The organism is Pseudomonas sp. A39 (genome assembly GCF_058145955.1).
In genome coordinates this window covers 16,455-38,980 of the sequence record NZ_JBYVMD010000008.1, presented here as the reverse complement: position 1 = coordinate 38,980, position 22,526 = coordinate 16,455, and the positions used below count along the sequence as shown (strand labels likewise).

Below are 22,526 nucleotides of genomic sequence, written 5' to 3'. Positions count from 1 at the left end.
CCCCACGACCGAGGAATCCCTACGTGAGTGAAAACGCGCGTGAAGCCATCCTGGAAGCCGCCAAAGCCGCGGCTCAGCATTACGGCTACAGCGGCATCAACTTTCGCAGCATCGGCGAAACGGTGGGGATCAAGAACGCCAGTATCTATTACCACTTCCCGAGCAAAGCCGAGCTCGGCGCGGCCGTCGCCAAGCGGTATTGGGAAAACACCGCCAGTGCCCTCGAGGCCATACGCCTGGAAAACCCGGATCCGTTGGAGTGCATGCAAATCTACCCCAGCATCTTTCGCCAATCCCTCGAGGACGGTAATCGGCTATGCCTGTCCAGCTTTATGGCGGCCGAATACCAGGACCTGCCCGAGGCCGTCAAGAAAGAGATCCTGGCGTTTGCCGATATCAACGTGGCTTGGCTGGCGGCCCTGCTCACTGAGATCCAACCCGGCGATGCCGAAAGCTGCGAGCGCCGCGCCCGCGCCATCTACACCGCCATTGCCGGTGCACAGTTGATTGCCCGCACGCGCGCCGATCTGCGTTTGTACGACGAACTGGTGCAGAGCTATCGGGACGCGGGGCTCATTCCGACGTGACGGGCGGGAGCCCGCCACCGAAGACATCCACTGACACCGCTGTTGGCGCAACAACAGTGCTTGGACAGCTTGTGCGGAATCAACACAACCAAACTCTTCACGAAACACTCGTATCCAATTGAAATAAAAGCATTTAACGCTATGGCATGACGCGTGCAAAAGCCTTCGCATCAATCCGAAGGATGCCCCCATGCCTCACACACTGCCCCAGGCGCTGTTGCTTCAAGCCCACACCCGAGGCTCGGCGATTGCCTTGCGCTACAAGCATCTGGGCATCTGGCACACACGCAGCTGGAGCGAACTGGCGCACGAGGTCAACCGGCTCGCCGCGGCCCTGCAGGCGCGCAATTTCCGTCAGCACGATGATCTGTTGATCATCAGCCAAGCGCGTCCCGAAGCGCTGCTGTTGGCGCTGGCGGCGCAATGGCTGGGGGGCAGCGTCACGCTGCTGGACCCGGACCGCGACAACCGTGCGCTGCTCGCCGGGCTGCGGCCGCGCTTCGTGCTGGCGCAAGACCTGCAAGCGCTGCAACACCTGCGTGAAGACGCAGTAGTGATGTACCTCGACGGACGTGGGCTGAGTCAGCAGCAAAGCGCCGAGTTGATCGCCTATACCGACTTAAGCGCGGAAACGCCCGCCCCCGTCTGCGCCACGCAACCCGGCGATACTGCGTTCGTCTTTCATGCCGACACCCCGCTGCGCTTGACTCACACGCAGTTGCTGGCGGGCGCTCGCACGCTGGTCCAGCGGGAACAACTGAGCGCCGAAGAGGAGGCATTGGCCGCACGGGTATTCGCCGCCAGCGGGCAAGCGCGTTACCTGCTCGCTCCCTGGCTGCACACCGGGTTTTGCCTCAACTTTCCCGAGGCTCTGGCCACGCGTGACACCGACCGCCGAGAGCTCGGCCCCACGTTAGTACTCGGCACCCGCGAATCCTACGCCCGCCTGGAACAGTGGGTGCAAGAGCGCCTGCCCATGCCGGGCACCCTCAGCCACCACGTGTACCGCTGGGCCATGCAGCCGAGCTCATCCCCCGCTCGCCACTGGCTGGGCCACTGGTTGGTGCGGCGTCCCTTGCGGGATGTGCTGGGCATGAGCCGCCTGCGTGTGCCGCTGCTGGTCGGGCCGCCGCTGAGCCCGGAAACGGCGGCGTTCTTCTCCGCCTTGGGGATTCGACCCGGCCACTGGCAAGAGCCCTCCCCCCGCCACGAACCCACCGACCACTTGCTGTCTCAGCCTGTCTGACGAGCCCGCCATGCACTCACCCACTCAATCGGTATTACTGCGGCTCGATGACATCTCCCTGTCGTTCAAGGGTATCAAGGCCATCACCTCCATCAGTTTCGACGTCAAAGCCGGCGACATCTGCGGGCTGATCGGCCCCAACGGCGCGGGTAAAAGCTCACTGCTCAATGTGATCAACGGGGTCTACCACCCCCAGAGCGGCACTGTCCACTACGCGGGCCAGACGCGACGGCGTATGCGCGCACACCAGGCGGCCGAAGGCGGGATTGCGCGGACCTTCCAGAACATCGCGCTGTTCAAGGGCATGAGTGTGCTCGACAACGTACTCACCGGGCGCAACCTCAAGCGCCGCAGCAGTTGGATCGAACAGATGCTGCGCCTGGGCCGCGCGCCCAGCGAGGACGACACGCACCGCCTGCACGCGGAAAAGGTGATTGCCTTTCTGCAGATCCATCCCTGGCGCCATGTGCTGGTAGGCACCCTGCCCTATGGCCTGCAAAAGCGTGTCGAACTGGCCCGCGCCCTGGCGTCCGAGCCCACCCTGCTACTGCTGGATGAACCCATGGCGGGCATGAACGCGCAGGAGAAAGCGCAGATGAGTCAGTTCATCCGCGACATCAACCGCGAGTTCGGCACCACCGTGGTGTTGATCGAACACGATATCGGCGTGGTCATGGGCCTGTGCGACCACGTGGTGGTCCTCGACTACGGTCGCAAGATTGGCGACGGCACCCCGGAGCAGGTGCGCGCCAACCCCGATGTCATCGCCGCTTACCTGGGGACTTGAGCATGGAATTTTTCTTCGAAGTGCTGATCGGCGGGCTGCTGGCGGGCGTGATGTATTCCCTGGTGGCGATTGGTTTTGTGCTGATCTACAAAGCCTCGGGCGTGTTCAACTTTGCCCAGGGCGCCATGGTGCTGTTCGCCGCGCTGACATTTGTCAGCCTGCTGGAACGCGGCTTCCCCTTCGCCTGGGCGTTCCTGCTCACCCTGGCAAGCATGGTGGTGCTAGCGCTGCTGATCGAAAAAGTGGTGCTGCGCCCCTTGGTCAATCGCCCGCCGATCATCCTGTTTATGGCCACCCTTGGGCTGTCTTACCTGATCGAAGGGTTCGCTCAGTTCCTCTGGGGCGCACAGGTGCATGGGCTGGACCTGGGCATCGCCGACGAACCGCTGGAAATCCGCGGCATGCTGCTCTCGCAATTCGACCTGTTTGCCGCCGGCACCGCCGCCGTGCTGGTGATCGCCCTGTCGCTGCTGTTCAACAAGACGCGGGTGGGGCTGTCGTTGCGTGCGGTGGCGGATGACCCGCTGGCATCCATGGCGGTGGGTATCCGGCTGCCGCGTATCTGGGCGCTGGTGTGGGCGGTGGCGGGGTTTGTCGGCCTGGTGGCCGGGTTGCTCTGGGGCGCGCGCCTGGGGGTGCAGTTCTCGCTGTCGCTGGTGGTGCTCAAGGCGTTGCCGGTGTTGATCATCGGCGGCTTCTCTTCCATCGGCGGCGCGATTGTCGGCGGTTTGATCATCGGCGCAAGCGAGAAAATCGCCGAGATCTACCTCGGCCCGATCATCGGCAGCGGCATTGAAAACTGGGTGCCGTACGTCCTTGCCTTGCTGTTCCTGCTGGTGCGGCCTGCCGGCTTATTCGGCGAGCGCGCCATCGAACGGGTCTGATTGTCCTTGAGGAAATGCCTGCATGCTGTATCAAGAAGTCGGTCAAATCAGCACCTCCTACGCGGCCGAGCGCCGTACCTTCCGCTTGCGCCAAGACCGCATCGGGCTGTGGCTGCTGCTGGGTTTTGCGTTTTTTGCGCTGCCGTGGCTGGGCAATGACTACTGGTTCAGCGCCATTCTGGTGCCGCTGCTGGTGCTGTCGCTGGCGGGGCTTGGGCTCAACCTGCTGACGGGCTACGCCGGGCAACTCTCATTGGGCTCGGCAGCGTTCATGGCCGTGGGCGCGTTCACCGCCTACAACCTGCACCTGCGCGTGCCCGGTTTGCCGCTGCTGGTCAGCTTTGCCCTGGGTGGTGTGATCGCGGCGCTGGTGGCGGTGCTCTTCGGGCTGCCGAGCCTGCGTATCAAGGGGTTTTACTTGCTGGTGGCGACCCTGGCCGCGCAGTTCGTGGTGGAGTGGGTGCTCACCCGCTTCAGCTGGTTCACCAACGATAACGCTTCCGGGGTGATCACCTCGCCACCGCTGCTGGTTGCCGGGCTGGATTTCAGCTCCCCCCGAGGCCGCTATGTACTGACGTTGACCATAGTGGCGGCGCTGTTCTGGCTGGGCAAAAACCTGGTCCGCAGCGAGCTTGGCCGCAACTGGATGGCGGTACGCGACATGGACACCGCCGCCGCCGTCATCGGTATTCGCCTGTTGAAAACCAAGCTGCTGGCGTTTGCGATCAGCGGCTTTTACTTGGGCGTCGCGGGCTCACTGTGGGCCTTCGCTTACCTGGGCACCGTCGAGCCTCACGGCTTCGACCTGAGCCGCTCCTTCCAGGTCTTGTTCATCATCATTATCGGCGGCCTGGGCAGCGTGCTCGGCAACTTCCTGGGGGCGGCGTTCATCGTGTTGTTCCCAATCCTGCTGGGCAACCTCTTCGCCCTGCTGCCCGCCGGGCTGATGGACGCGGGCCAATTGGAGAACATCCAGAAGATGCTCTTCGGCGCGCTGATCATCGCTTTTTTGATCAAGGAACCGGAGGGGCTGGCCCGCCTGTGGCAGCGCTTTCGTCAACGGGCCAGGGTGTGGCCGCTGCGTTACTGAACTCAATAACCTCCCAGGAATGACCTCCATGACACACCGCTTATCGCTGCGCCGCCTGGCCTTGGGCCTGGCCCTGATCACCGGCACGCTCTCGGCCGGCGCCCAGGCTGCCAACGAACAATACTTTCCGTTGCAGAGCTACCGGGTCGGCCCGTACGCCGCTGGCGGCACCGGTTTCTTCGGCGGGTTTATCGACTACCTGCAATACATCAACGCCAAGGGCGGGGTGAACGGCGTCAAGCTGACCTGGAGTGAATGCGAGACCGAGTACGTGGTGGAGAAAGGCGTCGAATGCTACGAACGCCTCAAGGGCGGACTCAACGGTGCCCCGGCCGCCGCGACCAACCCACTGTCTGTGGGCATCGCCTACGCCACCCTGGAACGTTCCACCGCCGACAAATTGCCGCTGATCACCATCAACCACGGCCGTACCGACTCCACCGACGGCAGCGTGTTCCCCTATGTATTTCCGCTGCAGCTCAATCCGTACTCGGAAGTTTCGGCGATCATCAACTACATCGGCCAACGCGAGGGGGGCGCGGACAAGCTCAAGGGCAAGAAAATTGCGGTGCTGTACCACGGCTCGCCGTACGGCAAGGAAACCAATGGCGTACTGGAAACCCTGGCAAAAAATGCCGGCTTCGAATTGACCCTGCTCGAAGTGCCGCACCCCGGTAACGAACAGCAATCGCAGTGGCTGAATATCCGCCGCCTCAAACCCGACTGGGTGATCCTGCGTGGCTGGGGCGTGATGAACCCGGTGGCGCTGAAATCCGCGCAAAAAGTTGGCTACCCGGCCGATCACATCATCGGCAATATCTGGAGCAACTCGGAGGAAGACGTGGTGCCCGCCGGTGCCGCCGCCAAGGGCTTTATCGCGATCACCACGCACCCTTCCGGCACCGACTTTCCAGTCTTGCAAGGCATCAAGCAAAGCGTGGTGGACGCCGGCAAAGGCAACCTGGCCGACCCCAAGCGCTTTGGCACCGTGTATTACAACCTGGGCGTGGTCAACGGCATTCTCAACGTCGAAGCGCTACGCCTGGCCCAGGAAAAATACGGCCACCAACCGCTCACCGGCGAACAGGTGCGCTGGGGGTTCGAACACCTGAACCTCGACGATGCACGGCTTCAGGCACTCGGCGCCAAAGGCCTGGTGCAACCGCTGAAACTCTCCTGCGCCGACCACGAAGGCGGCGGCGCCGTGCGCTTCCAGCAATGGGATGGCCAGCGCTGGAACCTGATCAGCGACTGGGTACAGGCCGACCGCGCACTGTTGCGGCCGATCATCGAAGCCTCTGCCGCGCAGTACGCCAAGGAGAAAGGCATCACCCCGCGTGATTGCAGCAAAGAGCAGTAAGCATCTATCGGATGCAACACAGTTCAAATGCGGGAGGGGCTTGCTCCCGATGGCGGTGGATCAGCCAATGAATCTATTGACCGGCACTCCGCTATCGGGGGCAAGCCCCCTCCCACATTTTGACCTCGGTGTATCAGCCCACGCTGACTCACGACGCGACGGCGCTGGCCCCCTGATCAGCAACTGGGTGCAGGCCGACCGCGTGATTGCAGCCAGGAGCAGTAAGCATCTATCGGATGCAACACAGGTCAAATGTGGGAGGGGGCTTGCCCCCGATGGCGGTGGATCAGCCAATGAATCTGTTGACCGGCACTCCGCCATCGGGGGCAGCCCCTCCCACATTTTGACCTCGGTGTGTCAGCCCACGCTGACTTCCACTACGCCAGCATTCAACCGCACCGGCCACACCCGCAGGCGCTGCTCCGGTGCCTCCAGGCATTGGCCGTCGTGCAAACGGTAATGCTGCTTGTAGATCGGTGCGGCCACCACCAGGTCGCCCTTGATGCTGCCGACCAAGCCACGACCGATCACATTCGCGCCGGATTGCGGGTCGTGGTTGTCGATGGCGTACAGCGTCTGGTCCTGCGCACCGGGCAGGTAGAACAGCGCGACTTGGGCGCCGTCCAGCCACACCACCACCCCGGAATTGCTCACCAGGTCGGCCTCGCTGCACACACCTTTCCAAGTGGCCAGGGTGCGTTGAGTATTAGGCTGGCTCATCAGGCAATCTCCTCGATGACGGGAATCAGGTTGAGTTCAGCGGCCATGATCGGCCGGCGCTGGCCGCGTTCCTGGACGAAGTGGATGTCCGGGTCGGGGCGTTTGTCGTTGACGAAGGTGCGGAAACGCTTGAGTTTTTCCGGGTCCTTGAGGGCGTTGGCCCACTCGCATTCATAGCGGTCGACCACCTGTTGCATCTGCGCTTCCAGCTCGGCACCCAGGCCAAGGCTGTCGTCCAGGATCACATCCTTGAGGAAATCCAGGCCGCCTTCCAGGCTTTCGCGCCATACGGAGGTGCGCTGCAACTTGTCGGCGGTGCGAATGTAGAACATCAGGAAACGGTCGATGTAGCGGATCAGCGTGGCGTCATCCAGGTCGGTGGCGAACAGCTCCGCATGACGTGGGCGCATGCCGCCGTTGCCGGCGATGTAGAGGTTCCAGCCCTTCTCGGTGGCAATCACGCCCACGTCTTTGCTCTGGGCTTCGGCGCACTCGCGGGTGCAGCCGGACACCGCGAACTTGAGCTTGTGCGGCGAGCGCAGGCCCTTGTAGCGGTCCTCGATCAGCAGCGCCATTTTCACGCTGTCTTGCACGCCGTAGCGGCACCAGGTACTGCCCACGCAGGACTTCACCGTGCGCGTGGATTTGCCATACGCATGCCCGGTCTCGAAACCGGCCGCGATCAATTCGGCCCAGATATCCGGCAGCTCGTGCAGTTGCGCGCCAAACAGGTCGATGCGCTGGCCGCCGGTGATCTTGGTGTAAAGGTCGTATTTCTTCGCCACCTCGCCGATCACGATAAGTTTGTCCGCAGTGATCTCGCCGCCCGGAATGCGAGGCACCACCGAGTAGGTGCCGTTCTTCTGCATGTTGGCCATGAACGTATCGTTGGTGTCCTGCAACGGCACCAGGGAGGCGTCCATGATCGGTTGGTTCCAGCACGACGCCAGGATCGAACCCACCGCCGGCTTGCACACGTCGCAACCGGTGTGGCCACGGCCGTGTTTGGCCAGCAGTTCTTCGAAGGTGATGATGCCTTCCACGCGCACCAGGGCATACAGCTCCTGCCGGGTGTGGGCGAAGTGTTCGCACAGGCTCTTGTCGACGCTGACACCCCGGGCGATCAGCTCATGCTCGAACACTTGCTTGAGCAACCCCGCGCAGCCGCCGCAACCGGTGCAGGCCTTGGTCTGGGATTTGAGCAGGCCGAGGTCGCTGCAGCCGCTGTCGATGGCCGAGCAGATCGAGCCTTTGGTCACGTTGTGGCAGGAGCACACCGTGGCCGACTCCGGCAACGCACCGGGGCCGAGGGTCGGCGCACCGCTGGAGGATGGCAGGATCAGGCTGGCCGGCTCGGACGGCAGCACGATGCTGTTCTGCATGTATTGCAGCAAGGTGTCGTAATAGCTGTTATCGCCCACCAAAACAGCACCGATCACGTGCTTGCCCGAGGCATCCACCACCAGCCGGCGGTAGCTGGCGCTGGCCTCGTCGATAAATTGATAACTGCGCGCGCCGGGCGTATGGGCGTGGGCGTCGCCGATGGAGCCCACGTCCACGCCGAGCAACTTGAGTTTGGTCGACATGTCCGCGCCCACAAACGGCTCGGCGGTTTGCTCGCAGAGCAGCGCGGCAACCCCACGGGCCATCTGGTAGCCCGGCGCGACCAGGCCGAACAGGCTGCCGTTCCAAGAGGCGCATTCGCCAATCGCGTAGATGTTCGGGTCGCAGCTCAGGCACTCGTCGTTGATCACCACGCCGCCACGCGGACCGATCTCCAGGCCGGCCTGGCGAGCCAGTGCGTCCTGGGCGCGGATGCCGGCGGAAAACACGATCAGGTCGGTTTCGAGGAACTCGTCATTGGCAAAATTCATGCGATAGCGGTACTGCTCGCCGGCGCTGATCGACTGAGTCGCACGCGACAAATGCACCCCCACGCCTAAGCGCTCGATCTGCGCCTTGAGCGCCAGGCCGCCAAAATCGTCCAGTTGCACCGGCATCAAGCGCGGCGCGAACTCCACCACGTGCGCTTCAAGGCCCAGGCTCTTCAGCGCGTTGGCGGCTTCCAGGCCCAGCAGGCCACCGCCCACCACCACACCGCGCCGCGCGTTGGCGGCGGCCTTACGGATGGCATCCAGGTCTTCAAGGGTGCGGTACACCAGGCGCGAATCGCCTTCGGCGCCCTCGATGGGCGGCACGAACGGATAGGAACCGGTCGCCAGCACCAGCTTGTCATAGGCCACGCAACCGTCGGCGGTGATCACCTCGCAGCGGGCGCGGTCGATCTCCACTACCGGCACGCCCAGGTGCAACGTCACCCCCGGCGTCTGGTACAGCGAGGCTTCTGAGAGTGCCAGCGACTCAGCATCGCGGCCGGTGAAATACTCGGACAGATGCACCCGGTCATAGGCGCGCATCGGCTCCTCGCTGAACACATGCAAGCGGTAGTGATCCAGCACGCCGCGTTCGATCAGTTGCGCCACACAGTGGTGGCCGACCATGCCATTGCCGACGACGATCAGGGTTTTGAGACTGTTCATATAAATCACCCGACAAAGCTCATCACGGTTTAAAAAAGCAAAAAAAAACGCCTGAAACCTTGCGGTTCCAGGCGTCTTTGCCTGTTCTTATGCGGGTTCGGATCGGGCGACTGCGCCGGATACACCGCTATTGCCCATGGTGTCGATCGTCGTTGACCGAGGTGGGTTGAGAGGGAGCTTGCAGGGTCTGTGCCAACCGAAGACAAGGCCTGCGTTCACGGCATCACAACGTAATCAGCGGTTTTTTACGCGCGCTTTCAGCGCCTCCAACTGGTGCGCCCCGCGTCATAAAAGTGCACCCGCCCGCTTCCTGTGGCGAGGGAGCTTGCTCCCGCTGGGCTGCGTAGCGGCCCCAACATCCTGGGAGCGCTGCGCACTCCAGCGGGAGCAAGCGCCCTCGCCACAATGATCTCGGTCCTCCTCAGAATGGGTGTTTCAGGCCGATAAAAAACCTGGCGCGTGACTTGCTAGGAACACTTCAACCAGGCAATCAACGCTGATTGCCCTCTCACGACAAAGGCGCCGTGTAATCCCCGTTTTTCAACGGAGGGTTACAAGGCGCCTTTTTTGTTTACGGGGTTACGGATGGCAAACCAAAACGTGCGCAGTGTGTGTCCTTATTGTGGCGTGGGCTGCGGCATCGTCATGCAGGTCGAGCAGAATAAGGTGGTCAAGGTGATCGGCGATAAGGCCCACCCCACCAACTTCGGCCGCCTGTGCACCAAGGGCACCACCTGCGGGCAAGCCATCGCCGAGTCCGGGCGCATGGAGAGCGCCTATGTGCGCCAGGCGCGCGAGCATGACCCGGTGCGCATCGCCATGGACAAGGCCATCCGTGAAACCGCAGGCCGCCTGCGCCAGATCCTCGACACCCACGGGCCGGATGCGTTGGCGTTCTACGTGTCGGGCCAGATGTCGCTGGAGTCCCAATACCTGATCAACAAATTGGCCAAGGGCTTCGTGCGCACCGCCAACATCGAGTCCAACTCACGCTTGTGCATGGCCAGCGCCGGCAGCGGCTACAAACTGTCCCTCGGCTCCGACGGCCCGCCAGGCTCCTATGAAGACTTCGACCGCGCCGACCTGTTCTTCGTGATCGGCGCGAACATGGCCGACTGTCACCCGATCCTGTTCCTGCGCATGATGGACCGGGTCAAGGCCGGGGCGAAGTTGATCGTGGTCGACCCTCGGCGCAGCGCTACGGCGGACAAGGCCAACCTGTTCCTGCCCATCAAACCCGGCACCGACCTGGCCCTGCTCAACGGCCTGTTGCACCTGCTGGTCAAAAACGGCCATACCGACCCGGCCTTTATTGCCGCGTTTACCGAGGGCTGGGAGGCCATGCCCGCGTTCCTGGAGGACTACTCGCCAGAACGGGTGGCTGCGATCACCGGCCTTGCCGAAGCCGATATCCGCCAAGCCGCCGACTGGATCGGCCAGGCCGCCGAGTGGATGAGCTGCTGGACCATGGGCCTTAACCAGAGCACCCACGGCACCTGGAATACCAACGCCCTGTGCAACCTGCACCTGGCCACCGGCGCCATTTGCCGTCCGGGCAGCGGGCCGTTTTCCCTCACCGGTCAACCCAACGCCATGGGCGGGCGCGAAATGGGCTACATGGGCCCCGGCCTGCCGGGGCAACGCTCGGTACTGGTCGAGGCCGACCGCGTGTTTATCGAGGACCTGTGGCAGATCCCCCACGACAGCCTGCCGCGACAGGCAGGTAGCGGCACCGTGGCGATGTTCGAACAGATGGCCGCCGGGCAGATCAAGGCCTGCTGGATCATCTGCACCAACCCCGTCGCCAGCGTGCCCAACCGCCAAACCGTGATCAATGGCCTGCAGGCCGCCGAGCTGGTGATCACCCAGGACGCGTTCCTCGACACCGAGACCAACCGCTACGCCGACATCCTGCTGCCCGGCGCGCTGTGGGCCGAGGCCGAGGGCGTGATGATCAACTCCGAGCGCAACCTGACCCTGATGCAGAAAGCCGTCGACGCCCCCGGCGAGACCCTGCCCGACTGGCAGATCATCGCCAGGGTTGCGTGTGAGATGGGCTTTGCCGAGGCGTTCACCTATGCCTCCGCCGCCGACGTATTTGAAGAAATCAAACGCGCCTGGAACCCCAAGACCGGCTACGACATCCGTGGCGCGAGTTACCCGCGCCTGCGTGAACAGCCGCTGCAATGGCCCTGCGCATCCACTGAGGCCGCGCACCGCAACCCGATCCGCTACCGCACCAACGGCACCCTCGCGTTCGCCACCGATAACGGCAAGGCGCAGTTCCTCGCCCGCCCCCATATGCCGCCCGCCGAGATGCCCGATGACACCTTCCCCTTCGTGCTCAACACCGGCCGCGTGCAGCACCAATGGCACACCCTGACCAAGACCGGCAAAGTCGCCACGTTGAACAAACTCAACCCCGGCCCCTTCGTCGAGCTGCACCCGGAAGACGCCGCCCGCCTGGGCATCCAGGACAAAGACCGGGTTGAAGTACGCTCCCAGCGCGGCCACGCCGTGCTGCCCGCCGTGGTCACCGACCGTGTGCGGCCAGGCAACTGTTTTGCGCCGTTTCATTGGAACGATGTGTTCGGCGAACACCTGGCGATCAATGCGGTGACCAACGATGCGGTGGACCCGATTTCCTTGCAGCCCGAGTTCAAGTTCTGCGCCGTCGCCCTGGCCCGGGTCGAACTGATCGACCACCAGTTCCTGGACCTCCCTTCCCCCGTAGCAGAGGATTGCACCCTGTCGCGCCTCGACGCCTTCGCCGACCTCGCCGGCATCCGTCACGTATCGCCACCGCCCCTGAGCGACAGTGAGCGCACCTACCTCGCCGGCTTCCTCAGCGGCCTGCAATCCAACGCCGCGCGCCAGGCTGTCGGCGTACCGACAATGCCCGCGAATGCCCCCCTGGCCGACGCATCCCGGCTGTGGCTGAACGGCTTGCTCGGCGGGTTGTTCAGCCATACGGAAACCCTCGCAGCGCCCTCCCCGGCCGTCACCCTGCTGTGGGCGTCGCAAACCGGTAACGCCGAAGCCCTGGCCGAACGATTCGCCAAGCGCCTGCGCGAGGCGGGCATCACGGTGGAGCTGAGCGCGATGTCAGACTTCCCCGCAAGCAAACTGGCGAGCACCCACACCCTGGCATTGATCAGCAGCACCTTTGGCGACGGCGACCCGCCGGACAATGGCGAAGGCTTCTGGCACAGCCTCAGCACCGCCGAGACGCGCCTGGAGTCGCTGCGCTTTGCGGTGCTGGCCTTGGGCGATCCGAACTACGACCAGTTCTGCAACCATGGCAAACAGCTCGATCAGCGCCTGTTGGAACTGGGCGCAACCCGCCTGTTGGAACGCGTGGATTGCGACACCGAATTCGAAGCCCTGGCCGATGCCTGGCTGGTGCGCTTCCAACAGACCCTTCACCCGACAAAGCCCGTAGCACTCGCCGCACCGGCCACGCCTGCCGGCAAGACCAAGCTGTACGGCTCACGCCTGCTGCTCAACCGGCACCTGAACCCGCAAAGCCCGCACAAGGAGACCCGCCAGTTCGCCCTGGACCTGGCCGACTCCGGGCTGACTTATGAGGCCGGTGACGCGTTGGGCGTGCGGCCGCGCAACTGCCCCGAACTGGTCAGCGAACTGCTCGACCTGACCCGCCTGAGCCCCAGTGCCAGCGTGAACATCGACACCTTCGGCGATGTGCCCCTGCAACAGGCGCTCACCCAGCATTTCGAAATCGCCCGGCCCAGCAGCGATACCTTGACCTTCATCGCCGAGCGCAGCGCCAACCCTGGCCTCAAGCACCTGCTCAACCCCGAGCACAAGGCCCAATTGAATGACTGGTTGTGGGGCCGGCAACTGGCGGACGTGCTACAGGAATACCCGATCGAGTGCTCGGCGGACGAACTGCTGGGCACGCTTAAGCGCCTGCAACCGCGTTTGTATTCGATCGCCTCGAGTGCCAAGGCGTACCCGCAGCAAGTGCACCTCACCGTGGCCGCCGTGCGCTATGGCAAACGCAAAGGCGTGTCCTCGACCTTCCTGGCCGACCGTGTCGGAGACGGAGAAGTGCCGTTGTTCGTGCAGCCGTCCAAGCACTTCCGCCCCCCCAGCGACGGCGAGGTGCCGATGATCATGATCGGCCCCGGCACCGGCGTCGCACCGTTCCGCGCCTTCTTGCAGGAACGCCGAGCGCTGGGCCATCAGGGGCGCAACTGGCTGTTCTTCGGTGAACAGCACGCGGCCAGCGACTTCTACTATCAGGACGAACTGCAAGGCATGCAGCGCGACGGCCTGCTCACCCACTTGAGCCTGGCGTTCTCCCGCGATCAGGCGCAGAAGGTCTACGTGCAGGACCGCATCCGCGAACAGGGCGCCGAGCTGTGGCGCTGGTTGCAGGACGGCGCAAAGCTGTACATCTGCGGCGACGCCAGCCATATGGCCAAAGACGTCGACCAGGCCCTGCGCCAAGTGGCGCAAACCCACGGCGGGCTTGGCGTGGAAGGCGCCGTGGAGTACTGGCGGCACTTGAGCGAGCAGAAGCGTTATCTGCGTGATGTGTACTGATTGGACACAGAACAATAAGCACTTTGTATTGTGTACAAAAAACCCTAAAGATTTACCGGTATCGGGCCGAAACAGCAGAAACAGCGAATCGCCGTATTTTATTGATTGAAATCGGCGATTTGGCCGCCCTCTCCGCTGATGGTCGTCTCGATGAAAATAAAAAATAAACTGGTACTGGCATTCGTCTCTGTCGCTTTTATCCCGGTAAGCCTGGTGGCGGTGATCTCGGTCATGAACACGCGCACCCAGGCCGTGGATCAGTTCATCGATGGCAGCACCCGTGAAATCCGCCAGATCGATGGCAACATCCGGCAGTTCTTCGACGGCACACTGCAAAACGTCGATCAGATGGCCACCGACCCTGTATACACGTCGGTGAACACGCTGAAAAACTACCAGCCCACCGACGCGGCCAGCCAGCCGATGCCGGCCGAAGCGCAAGCCGTGATCGACCGTTTCGCGCGCTTTGGTGCCACGCACCCGGCGGCGGCGATCCTCTCCATCGGCCTGGAAGACGGCACCTACGCCAAATGGCCGGATGACCCGCAACTGGCCAAGTACGACCCACGCACCCGCCCTTGGTACAAGGCCGCGATGGCCAGCCCCGGCAAGACCGTGCGCACCCCCGCTTACTACTACGACAAAGACGACGTGGCACTGGTGGGCACCGCGCGGGCGCTGTTGGACAACGGCAAGCCCAAGGGCGTATTTGTGGTCAGCGTGTCGCTGAAGAACCTCACCGAACTGGTCAAAAGCATCAAGCTGGGAGAAAGCGGCTATGTGATGCTGATCGAAGACGGCGTGGTGCTGGTAGACCCGCGTGACGCCGCCCACAGCTTCAAGCCGCTCAAGGACCTGGGCGCGCCTTATGCGCATTTGGCCGACACCCCGCAGGGCTCCACGGAAGTGGTGATCGACGGCGTGCGCTACATGGCCAACGTGTGGACCTCGCCCGGCCTCGGCTGGCGCTATATCGGGCTGATCGAACACCGTGAAGTCATGGCCGAAGCCACCCGCATGACCTACCTCACCGCGACCATCGTCGGCGTGCTCGTGCTGATCTTCGGGCTGATCGCGGCGGCGTTCTCCAAGGTCATCGTCAAACCCATCGGCCAGGTCAGCACCGGCCTGCAGTCCATCGCCCAAGGTGAAGGCGACTTGCGCCACGAACTGCAGGTACAGGGCAAAGATGAAACCGCCGAACTGGCCGGCTGGTTCAACAAGTTTCTCGCGGCGATCCGCCAACTGATCCAGCATATCGGCGCGGCCTCGGCCAACCTGCAGAACGCCTCCAAGGTCAACAGCGAGGTGGCGCACAACATGAACGAGGCCGCTGGCCGGCAACGCGAGGCGGTCGAATTGGTGTCGACGGCGTTCAACGAGATGGTGGCTACCGCCAACGAAGTCGCGCGCTCATGCAGCGGTGCCGCGGAATCCGCCGAAAACGGGCACCGGCGCGTGGCCGAGGGCAAACAGCAGATCGAAGCCACCACCGATAACGTCAACCGTCTGGGTCGCCGCCTCACCGAATCGTCCCAGGCCATGGTCGAGCTGGAAGCCGGCAGCCGCAGCATCAACCAAATCCTCGGCACCATTCGCGCGATCGCCGAACAGACCAACCTGCTGGCGCTCAACGCCGCCATCGAGGCTGCCCGTGCCGGTGACCAGGGCCGTGGCTTCGCCGTGGTTGCTGACGAAGTGCGCGCGCTGGCCAAACGCACTTCCGACTCCACGGGCGAGATCGAGCAACTGCTCGGCACCCTGGAAAACAAGACCCAGGAAGTCACGCAAAAAATGGGCAGTTGCCTGGACCTGTCGCGCGCCAGCGTCTCGTCCATCGAAAGCGCGCGGGACAGCTTTGAAGGCATCCAGACGTCGGTAAACGAAATCCGCGACCAGAACCTGCAGATCTCCGCTGCCGCCGAGGAGCAGCACAGCGTGGCCGAAGAGATCAACCGGCACATCCAACAGATCTACGACGAAGCGCGGCTGGTGGAAAGCCTGGCCAACTCGGCGCAGGACGACTCCGGGCGGCTGTCGGACCTGTCGGATGAGTTGAATGGGCTGGTGGGCCGATTCAAGTCCTGAGGAAGGCGGCGATGCTCATTGAGGTGCCGCCTACCGTCAACGGGATAAAGGCGTGAACAAGCGACATGCGGGGGGTCATACGCCAATCGTATGAGCCTGGAAGTGCGCGACCAACATTGAGTGAGGGAGCTGTCGAGCCCCGGCGAGGCTGCGAAGGCGGCGGTACTGCCAACATTTTCAGCACCTGACACACCGCTATCGCAGCCTCGCTAAAGCTCGACAGCTCCCACAAGGGATCGGCTGTGTAAGTGGGATTTCGGTCGTAGCGGCGAGCGCAATTTGAGCCATGGCGAATATCGGTATGGGAGCTGCTATCTACCTTTGCTGTGAAACCATCCAGCCCAGAAATGCTTGAAGCCGATCTAAGAATTTTTCGCTGTCGGCACTGGGGTTTCGGGCTTCAAACAGGAAGAAGGCCACTTGGGCAACCTGCGTCGGATAACCCCGTAGGAACAGCGCAACATGCTCTTCGAGTGTCTGCGGCCACGTCGATCCGTCTTCTCCACTCAATACCTGGGTGGCTCTGATCAGTTTGCGCGACGCTTCGCGCTGCAAGCGAAGGCGTTCTTGCTCGGTGTCGGCACGTGCGATGCGGGTGACATAGGCTGTCAGCACCGCTGCATAGTCACCATTCACGGCCAAGGCAATGTCCAGTGACGGCCGAAACCGCTCGAAGTGCAGTGCCAGGTCGTTGCCCCATACGCATCGGCAATGGTGCTTGAGCCAGTAGCCCCAGCGGTTCCGGTTTTCAGCCGCAAGTGCTTGTGCGCGGCTGCCAATATCGAAATCCACCTTGGTGACGTGCGGGTGCCGCCGCTCCAGGTCGCACCGCACGACGTCCAAGCGCGCCAACTGCGTTGACGTCGGCGACTCGCGCAGCACCAACGTGAGATCAAGATCGGAAACACCCGGGACGGCATCGCCGCGCGCCACACTGCCATAGAGGTAAATGCCGTCCACCCCAAACTCTGGAGGTGAGAGTTGGTTGCAGACATCCTCAAGCAATGGCTGAAACTCACGCTGCACGGGGCCGTCGGAAACCGTGAGGATAAAACCGTCGGCGTCCACGCCAGTGGATCGCGATGCGCTCATGGCCGATGCCTCTCGATCACCAGCCCCTCCTCCTCGCTCGGCACGCAGAAGTGGCGGGTAATCAGGTCAAATTCGGCATCCGTGGCGGCAAAGTCATGCTCACCTTGGGCGTTGCGCGCGTGCAGTCGGGCGCGGCAGGTGGCGTCATCCCGTTCAAGGTAATGCAGGCAGTGCGGGACCTGGGCGACGTGCGCCAGTCCCAACAGCCATTCGCGGCTGGCCAAGGTATTGGCAGGAAAATCCAGCACCACGTTGACGCCCGATTGCAGCATATTGATGACCAGCGGCCCCAGCACGCCGCGAATACGCTGGGCGCAGCTGAGGTAATCGGCAATGGCGCGGATTTCACCGGGGTAAAGCGTGGCAAGCCAGTGGTCTTCACTGAGCACAATGGCGGCGTGCTCGGCGGCAAGGCGCGTGGCGAGCGTGGACTTGCCCGAGGCGATCTTGCCGCAGAGCAAATGCAGGGTTGGCATAGGGCGGTTCCTTGTGTCAGGCCTGCCAGCATGCAGGCTGAGGATTGATCGCACAACGTCCTGCACGCCTAGAGCTATTGCGATGGCCCCTCTTCAAGGTGGGCTGCGCCGCTTCCAGTGCTCATAGAACGCCAGCGAGGCGACGTTCTTGTCCTTGGCTTCAAGCATGATGTCGAAGCGATCGAGAAATTGCAGCGCGTAGTCGTTGGTCCAGCGGTTCCACATCTGCGCGCTGTGGGCGTACAGGTCGCGCTTGGACACCACCTGCAACAGCGCGTCCATTTCCAGCTTATGCTCGGCGTCGAATCCCAGTTCCTGCAGGCTCTCCTGAGGTTGGGAATAGTGCAGGGTCGGCCGTACGCCGCGCCAGCTTTCGATCATGCGGGCGACCCGCTCCGAGTGGGGGTCGATGTAGTGGTTTTCGTTGACCCAACAGTGGTGAATGTCCAGCACCACCGGCGCCAGGTCGGCCACTTGCAGGCAATGATCAAGGCCGTAGGTCTTTTCGTCGTTCTCAAAGGTGATGCAGTTGCGCGCCACTTCCGACAGGCGCGACCACACCGCACGGGTGCCTTCCACGCCGAGGCGGCCGGCAATATGCACATTGCACTTGAGGTCCTGGAAGCGCCGGCCGTAACCCATCATGCGGATCATGTCGGCGTGGTATTCGAATTCAGCCAGGCTGTTTTCCACCACGCCGGGGTTCTCCGAACCGAGCACACAGTACTGGCCGGGGTGGAACGACAGGCGGATATCCGCAGCGCGGGCCAGCTCGCCGATGGCGGCAAAACCTTCCACCAATTGACGCTCGATGGCCGGGTCTTTATAGACGGCGGCAACGTTCGGATGGCTATAGAACGGCAGCAGATCACTGCTCAGGCGCAGCATGCGCAGGGTCGGTGGCAGTCCGGCGACATAGCTCAGCAGGCGTAATTGGGCGGCCAGGTTGTGGGTGACCACTTCCACCAATTTGTCGCGAGCCACCTGCGGCGAGACACTCTCCATCCAACGCAATGTGGTCGTGCGCGGGTTGAAGGGGCCTTCGATCAGCTTCAAGGCGCTGGCCGACAGCAGGCGTTCGGGATGCTTGTACTGGCATGCGAAGCCGATGCGAGGATGGGTCATGGAAGCGCCTGACGGAATAAAGTACGGAAATGATACGGCGTTAGGCCGAAACCGGCCCAGTGGGTTCACAATATTTCGACACGATTCACGCTGAACTTTCTGACACGCGGTGCGTTCATTTCCTATGCGCTGCCCTGCTAAGGGGCGTTGTACAACAAGGAGCCGCTACCACGATGACTACCCTTCCCGCTTACCGATACACACCCGGGCCGCTGCATGCGACCTTACTGGCCGGCACCGTGCCGTTGTTTCTCGGTGCCTTGCTCAGCGACATTGCCTACACCCAGACCTACCAGATTCAATGGGCCAACTTCGCGTCCTGGTTGATTGCCGGCGCGCTGGTGTTTGCTGGCTTCGCGTTTCTGTTCGCGCTGGTCAACCTGCTCCGTGCCGAACGCAAGGCCGGGCAACCCACACGCTATGTCCTGCTGCTGGTGGCCACCTGGGTAGTGGGCCTGGTCAATGCCTTCCAGCATGCCAAGGATGCCTATGCCTCGATGCCGACCGGCCTGGTCCTGTCGGCCATCGTCTTGCTGCTGACACTGGCGGCCACCTGGACCGGCCTGCGCGCGGGAGGTGTCAAATGAAAACGTCCAGCACCCTGACCCTGTTGAGCGCCACATTATTGCTCGCCGCCTGCGGTGGCGAAGGCGACAAGACCCAGGCCCGTGGCCCCGACCCCAAGCTGCCGGAACAACAAAGCAGCCTGTTGCCGAGCATGAAGATCGCCGAGCCTGCGCCCTGGGGCGAGCAGAAACCCAAGGTTCCGGAAGGCTTCAGCGTCACGGCGATCGCCACGGACCTCGCCATCCCGCGCCAAACCCTGGTGTTGCCCAACGGTGACATCCTCGTGGCCGAAGGCCGTGGCGGCAGCGCGGCCAAGCTCAAGCCCAAGGATGTGATCGCCAGCCTGATCAAGGCCGAAGGCAACACCAAGGTCAAGAGCGGCAACCGCCTGACGTTGCTGCGCGACGCCGATGGTGACGGCACCTACGAACTCAAGACGGTGTTCGCCGACAACCTCAACGCACCGTACGGCCTGGCGTTTGCCAACGGCAAACTCTACGTGGCCAACCAGGACGCGCTGGTGAGCTTCGACTACGCCGACGGCCAGACCAAGGCCAGCGGCCCGCCCAGCACCGTCACCGACCTGCCGGCACAGATCAACCATCACTGGACCAAATCCCTGGCCGTGAGCGCCGACGGCAGCCAGCTCTACGTCGGTATCGGCTCCAACAGCAACGTCACCGAACGCGGCATGGAAGTGGAGATCGACCGTGCGATGGTCTGGCAGATCGACGCCACCACCGGCGCGCACAAGCCCTACGCCACCGGCTTGCGTAACCCGACGGCACTGACCATCCAGCCGGACACCGGGCAATTGTGGACGGTGGTCAACGAACGCGACGAGCTCGGCCCGGACCTGGTGCCGGACTACCTGACCTCCGTGCGCGAAGGCGCGTTTTACGGCTGGCCCTACAGCTATTGGGGCCAGAACGTCGACCCGCGCGCCCAACCGCAGAACCCGGCCAAGGTCGCCGCCGCGATCAAGCCGGATTACAGCCTGGGTTCCCACGTTGCGGCCCTCGGCGTGGACTTTTCGATCCCGCAAATGGGCGAGAAATTTGCCGACGGCGTGTTCGTCGGCGAGCACGGCAGTTGGAACCGCGACAACCCAGTGGGCTACAAGGTGATCTTTGTGCCCTTCAGCAACGGCAAGCCGTCCGGTGAGCCGATCGACTTTGCCACTGGCTTTCGCGGTGACGACGGCAAGACCCGTGGGCGTCCGGTGGGTGTGACGGTGGACCCGAAAGGTGCGCTGATCATTGCTGATGACTTGGCCAATACCGTGTGGCGGGTGACACGTAATCAGTAGCTGGCTGCGCGTGATCTGCTTTTAACCTCGGGCGCCCCGTCTAACACGGTGCCCGAACCCAGGCTTGAATGGGAGGCTAACCCGGCAGGACGCCGGGTTAGCCGCGAGTGACGCGCTCGCCGACGCCTTCCCCCTCGTCATCCTGCAACTGCGCTTCCAGCCAAGCCAGCAAGGCCGCAACCTCCGCCCGGTCCCTCTCCCCTTGGTGCCTGTACACCGAAATAGCCTCAGGCAAATGCACACTCTGCGCACACGGCCTTACGAGCGCGCCGCTTTCAATCAACCGACTCGCCGTACGCCGCCAGCCCATGGCGATACCGTGCCCTTCCACGGCCGCTTGCAGCATCAGCGGGTAACTGTCGAAGCTGGCACTGCGTGCATTCCCGGCCATCAACTGCCCGAACACCCGTAGCCACTCATCCCACTCCATCAAGTGGGGCGCGTCAGCCCTGTGGTGCAAAAATGTATAGGACTGCAATTCGGTGATCGGCAGCGGTTGTTCCGCGCTCAGGTAGGCGGGACTGCACACCGGAAACACCTCGTCGGAGGCGGTGAACATCAACGGATGCGAGCCACTGGCGCGCCAGGTGCTTTGCAGCGCCACGTCGAAAGGGTCATTGAACTCCGTGAGTGGCCGGGTGGAGGTCACCACCTGGATCTCGATGTGCGGGTATTGCTGGTGAAACGTCGAGAGGCGCGGCATCAGCCAATAAAACGCTTCGCACAACTGGCACAGCAGCACCACCCGGTTGCGGTGGTGCGACGCGCGCAGGCTGGCGGCCCCCTCGCTGATGCTTTGCAGCGCAAGGCTTACCACCCGTCCGAGCTCACGCCCTTCCTGGGTGAGGAACACTGCGCGATTGCGCCGGGAAAATAGCTTGACGCCCAAGTTGTCTTCCAGGCCCCGAATCTGCCGGCTGATAGCGGCCTGGGTGATGTGAAGCTCATCGGCCGCCCTGGAGAAACTCTCCAGGCGCGCCGCCGCTTCAAAGGGCAACAAGCTCGCGAGCGGCGGTAAGGTTTTGCCGAGTGCATTCATAATCTGAGGTTATGCATCCAGGGCTGAGAACTCGTTTGTAGCATACCCGCGTGGCTGGGCACCATGAATGCATGACTTCAGGGACACTCTCCATGCAGACCTCCGCTTTCCTCGGCGTAAGCCTTGCCGTTATCGCGACCCTGGGCTGGGCGCTGAATTTCATCGCGCCATACGTCACCGGTGAATACAGCCTCTTTGACTTCATGGCGGTGCGGTACCTGATTGCCGGCGTACTCGGCTGCGCGGGGTTGATCCTGTACCGCGCCCAATTGCGCTGTCTTGGCCCGCGCCGGTTGTGGATCGCTGCCGGACTCGGTGTAACGGGCTGCCTGGGCTACGGCGCCTGCATTACCGCTGGCGTCGTCTTCGGCGGCCCGGTGTTGACCCCGACGTTTGTCAGCCTGGTCCCCGTGTTACTGGCCCTGCTCGGTAACGCCAGGAACAAGACCGTGCGCTGGTGCCGGCTGGCCATCCCGCTGGGGTTCTTGACGGCAGGATTGCTGCTGTCGAATCTCAGCAGCCTCCAACACGCTCCTGCGAACAGTGGCGACTGGCTGGCCGGTCTGTGCTTTTCAGTAGGTGCCGTGGTGGTGTGGGTGGGCTTCAGCGTGATCAACCAGAAGCACTTGCAGGCCCTCGCGCCCTCCGCAACCGGCGTCTGGACCGCGCTCATGCTGACGGGCAGTGGTATTGCCACGCTGTGCCTGGTACCGCTGGCGCAGATGCTGGGCTTGTTCAAGCTGCCAACCCTCGGTTTCGGCTTTGCCCAAGCGGGGCCATTGTATGCCTGGTGTTTGTTTATCGCGCTGATGTCGACCCTGATCGGCGCCTGGGCCTGGAACGCTGCGACCCAGCGTCTGCCGATGGTGCTGAGCAGCCAGTTGATAGCCCTTGAATCCCTGTTCGCCAGCCTGCTCGGCCTGTGGTTCAGCACGCGCTGGCCCACGCTCATGGAAACGGCCGGGATAGCCGCGGTATTGATCGGTGTGGTCCTGGCTGTTCGCATTATTCTGACGGTTGTGCGCACCTGATCAAATGGATTGACAT

General features: G+C 62.9%; 17 protein-coding genes and 1 pseudogene. 12 read left to right on the top strand and 6 right to left on the bottom strand.

All coding sequences use genetic code 11. The features are described from left to right. The first annotated feature begins 23 nt into the window (after positions 1 to 23). The 6 genes from AC3ZU9_RS08270 (at position 24) to AC3ZU9_RS08245 (ending at position 5,954) form a co-directional block, all read left to right on the top strand. Positions 24 to 587: a TetR/AcrR family transcriptional regulator gene (locus AC3ZU9_RS08270; protein WP_012724574.1), complete on the top strand. Its 564-nt coding sequence runs from the start codon at positions 24 to 26 to the stop codon at positions 585 to 587. 190 nt (positions 588 to 777) lie between these two features. Beyond that, positions 778 to 1,833, top strand: coding sequence for an AMP-binding protein (locus tag AC3ZU9_RS08265; protein ID WP_102061353.1), 1,056 nt, complete (start codon positions 778 to 780; stop codon positions 1,831 to 1,833). A 10-nt stretch (positions 1,834 to 1,843) separates the two neighbouring features. After that, on the top strand, positions 1,844 to 2,620 hold the full coding sequence (locus tag AC3ZU9_RS08260; protein ID WP_012724576.1) for an ABC transporter ATP-binding protein: 777 nt from the start codon (positions 1,844 to 1,846) through the stop codon (positions 2,618 to 2,620). 2 nt (positions 2,621 to 2,622) lie between these two features. Further along, positions 2,623 to 3,504 carry a branched-chain amino acid ABC transporter permease gene (locus tag AC3ZU9_RS08255; RefSeq protein WP_012724577.1) on the top strand — a complete coding sequence of 294 codons (882 nt, stop codon included), beginning with the start codon at positions 2,623 to 2,625 and terminating at the stop codon, positions 3,502 to 3,504. Between the two features lie 22 nt (positions 3,505 to 3,526). Then, positions 3,527 to 4,594 carry a branched-chain amino acid ABC transporter permease gene (locus tag AC3ZU9_RS08250; protein ID WP_490090558.1) on the top strand — a complete coding sequence of 356 codons (1,068 nt, stop codon included), beginning with the start codon at positions 3,527 to 3,529 and terminating at the stop codon, positions 4,592 to 4,594. Positions 4,595 to 4,622: 28 nt separating this feature from the next. Beyond that, on the top strand, positions 4,623 to 5,954 hold the full coding sequence (locus AC3ZU9_RS08245; RefSeq protein ID WP_490090557.1) for an ABC transporter substrate-binding protein: 1,332 nt from the start codon (positions 4,623 to 4,625) through the stop codon (positions 5,952 to 5,954). A gap of 357 nt (positions 5,955 to 6,311) precedes the next feature. Here AC3ZU9_RS08245 and nirD read toward each other — a convergent pair whose 3' ends face one another. Both nirD and nirB read right to left on the bottom strand, forming a co-directional pair. Further along, the gene (nirD, locus tag AC3ZU9_RS08240; RefSeq protein WP_012724580.1) at positions 6,312 to 6,674 is read right to left on the bottom strand and encodes a nitrite reductase small subunit NirD; all 363 of its coding nucleotides are present in this window, start codon (positions 6,672 to 6,674) and stop codon (positions 6,312 to 6,314) included. Beyond that, the gene (gene nirB, locus AC3ZU9_RS08235) at positions 6,674 to 9,214 is read right to left on the bottom strand and encodes a nitrite reductase large subunit NirB (RefSeq protein WP_093541887.1); all 2,541 of its coding nucleotides are present in this window, start codon (positions 9,212 to 9,214) and stop codon (positions 6,674 to 6,676) included. Before nirB ends, nirD begins: the two co-directional genes overlap by 1 nt. Positions 9,215 to 9,799: 585 nt before the next feature. On the opposite strand from nirB, the gene AC3ZU9_RS08230 reads away from it, so the two are divergent. From AC3ZU9_RS08230 to AC3ZU9_RS08220, 3 genes and pseudogenes are all read left to right on the top strand, one after another. Continuing rightward, the gene (locus AC3ZU9_RS08230) at positions 9,800 to 13,783 is read left to right on the top strand and encodes a bifunctional nitrate reductase/sulfite reductase flavoprotein subunit alpha (protein WP_490090556.1); all 3,984 of its coding nucleotides are present in this window, start codon (positions 9,800 to 9,802) and stop codon (positions 13,781 to 13,783) included. Between the two features lie 138 nt (positions 13,784 to 13,921). Beyond that, positions 13,922 to 15,016: pseudogene (locus AC3ZU9_RS08225) on the top strand (cache domain-containing protein); the annotation flags it as partial. An 87-nt stretch (positions 15,017 to 15,103) separates the two neighbouring features. Continuing rightward, complete coding sequence (locus AC3ZU9_RS08220) at positions 15,104 to 15,871, top strand: methyl-accepting chemotaxis protein (RefSeq protein WP_370636048.1); 768 nt, start codon at positions 15,104 to 15,106, stop codon at positions 15,869 to 15,871. A gap of 315 nt (positions 15,872 to 16,186) precedes the next feature. Here the strand turns inward: AC3ZU9_RS08220 and AC3ZU9_RS08215 are convergent, their stop codons facing one another. The 3 genes from AC3ZU9_RS08215 to AC3ZU9_RS08205 all read right to left on the bottom strand — a co-directional run bounded on the left by AC3ZU9_RS08215 (position 16,187) and on the right by AC3ZU9_RS08205 (position 18,564). Then, positions 16,187 to 16,963: a nucleotidyltransferase domain-containing protein gene (locus AC3ZU9_RS08215; protein WP_093541883.1), complete on the bottom strand. Its 777-nt coding sequence runs from the start codon at positions 16,961 to 16,963 to the stop codon at positions 16,187 to 16,189. Next, positions 16,960 to 17,439 (bottom strand): P-loop nucleotide/nucleoside kinase family protein, encoded by a 480-nt coding sequence (locus AC3ZU9_RS08210; protein ID WP_460948963.1) that lies wholly within the window; start codon positions 17,437 to 17,439, stop codon positions 16,960 to 16,962. The genes AC3ZU9_RS08215 and AC3ZU9_RS08210 overlap by 4 nt, the downstream gene beginning before the upstream one ends. Before the next feature lie 93 nt (positions 17,440 to 17,532). Beyond that, on the bottom strand, positions 17,533 to 18,564 hold the full coding sequence (locus AC3ZU9_RS08205) for a UV damage endonuclease UvsE (protein WP_490090555.1): 1,032 nt from the start codon (positions 18,562 to 18,564) through the stop codon (positions 17,533 to 17,535). A 173-nt stretch (positions 18,565 to 18,737) separates the two neighbouring features. On the opposite strand from AC3ZU9_RS08205, the gene AC3ZU9_RS08200 reads away from it, so the two are divergent. Together AC3ZU9_RS08200 and AC3ZU9_RS08195 are read left to right on the top strand one after the other, a co-directional pair. After that, complete coding sequence (locus tag AC3ZU9_RS08200; RefSeq protein ID WP_012724587.1) at positions 18,738 to 19,151, top strand: DUF2231 domain-containing protein; 414 nt, start codon at positions 18,738 to 18,740, stop codon at positions 19,149 to 19,151. After that, the gene (locus AC3ZU9_RS08195) at positions 19,148 to 20,440 is read left to right on the top strand and encodes a PQQ-dependent sugar dehydrogenase (protein WP_012724588.1); all 1,293 of its coding nucleotides are present in this window, start codon (positions 19,148 to 19,150) and stop codon (positions 20,438 to 20,440) included. The genes AC3ZU9_RS08200 and AC3ZU9_RS08195 overlap by 4 nt, the downstream gene beginning before the upstream one ends. A gap of 97 nt (positions 20,441 to 20,537) precedes the next feature. Here the strand turns inward: AC3ZU9_RS08195 and AC3ZU9_RS08190 are convergent, their stop codons facing one another. After that, positions 20,538 to 21,479, bottom strand: coding sequence for a LysR substrate-binding domain-containing protein (locus AC3ZU9_RS08190; protein WP_490090554.1), 942 nt, complete (start codon positions 21,477 to 21,479; stop codon positions 20,538 to 20,540). A 92-nt stretch (positions 21,480 to 21,571) separates the two neighbouring features. Between AC3ZU9_RS08190 and AC3ZU9_RS08185 the strand changes: the two genes are divergently transcribed. Then, the gene (locus AC3ZU9_RS08185; protein WP_490090553.1) at positions 21,572 to 22,510 is read left to right on the top strand and encodes a DMT family transporter; all 939 of its coding nucleotides are present in this window, start codon (positions 21,572 to 21,574) and stop codon (positions 22,508 to 22,510) included. The last annotated feature ends 16 nt before the right edge of the window (positions 22,511 to 22,526 follow it).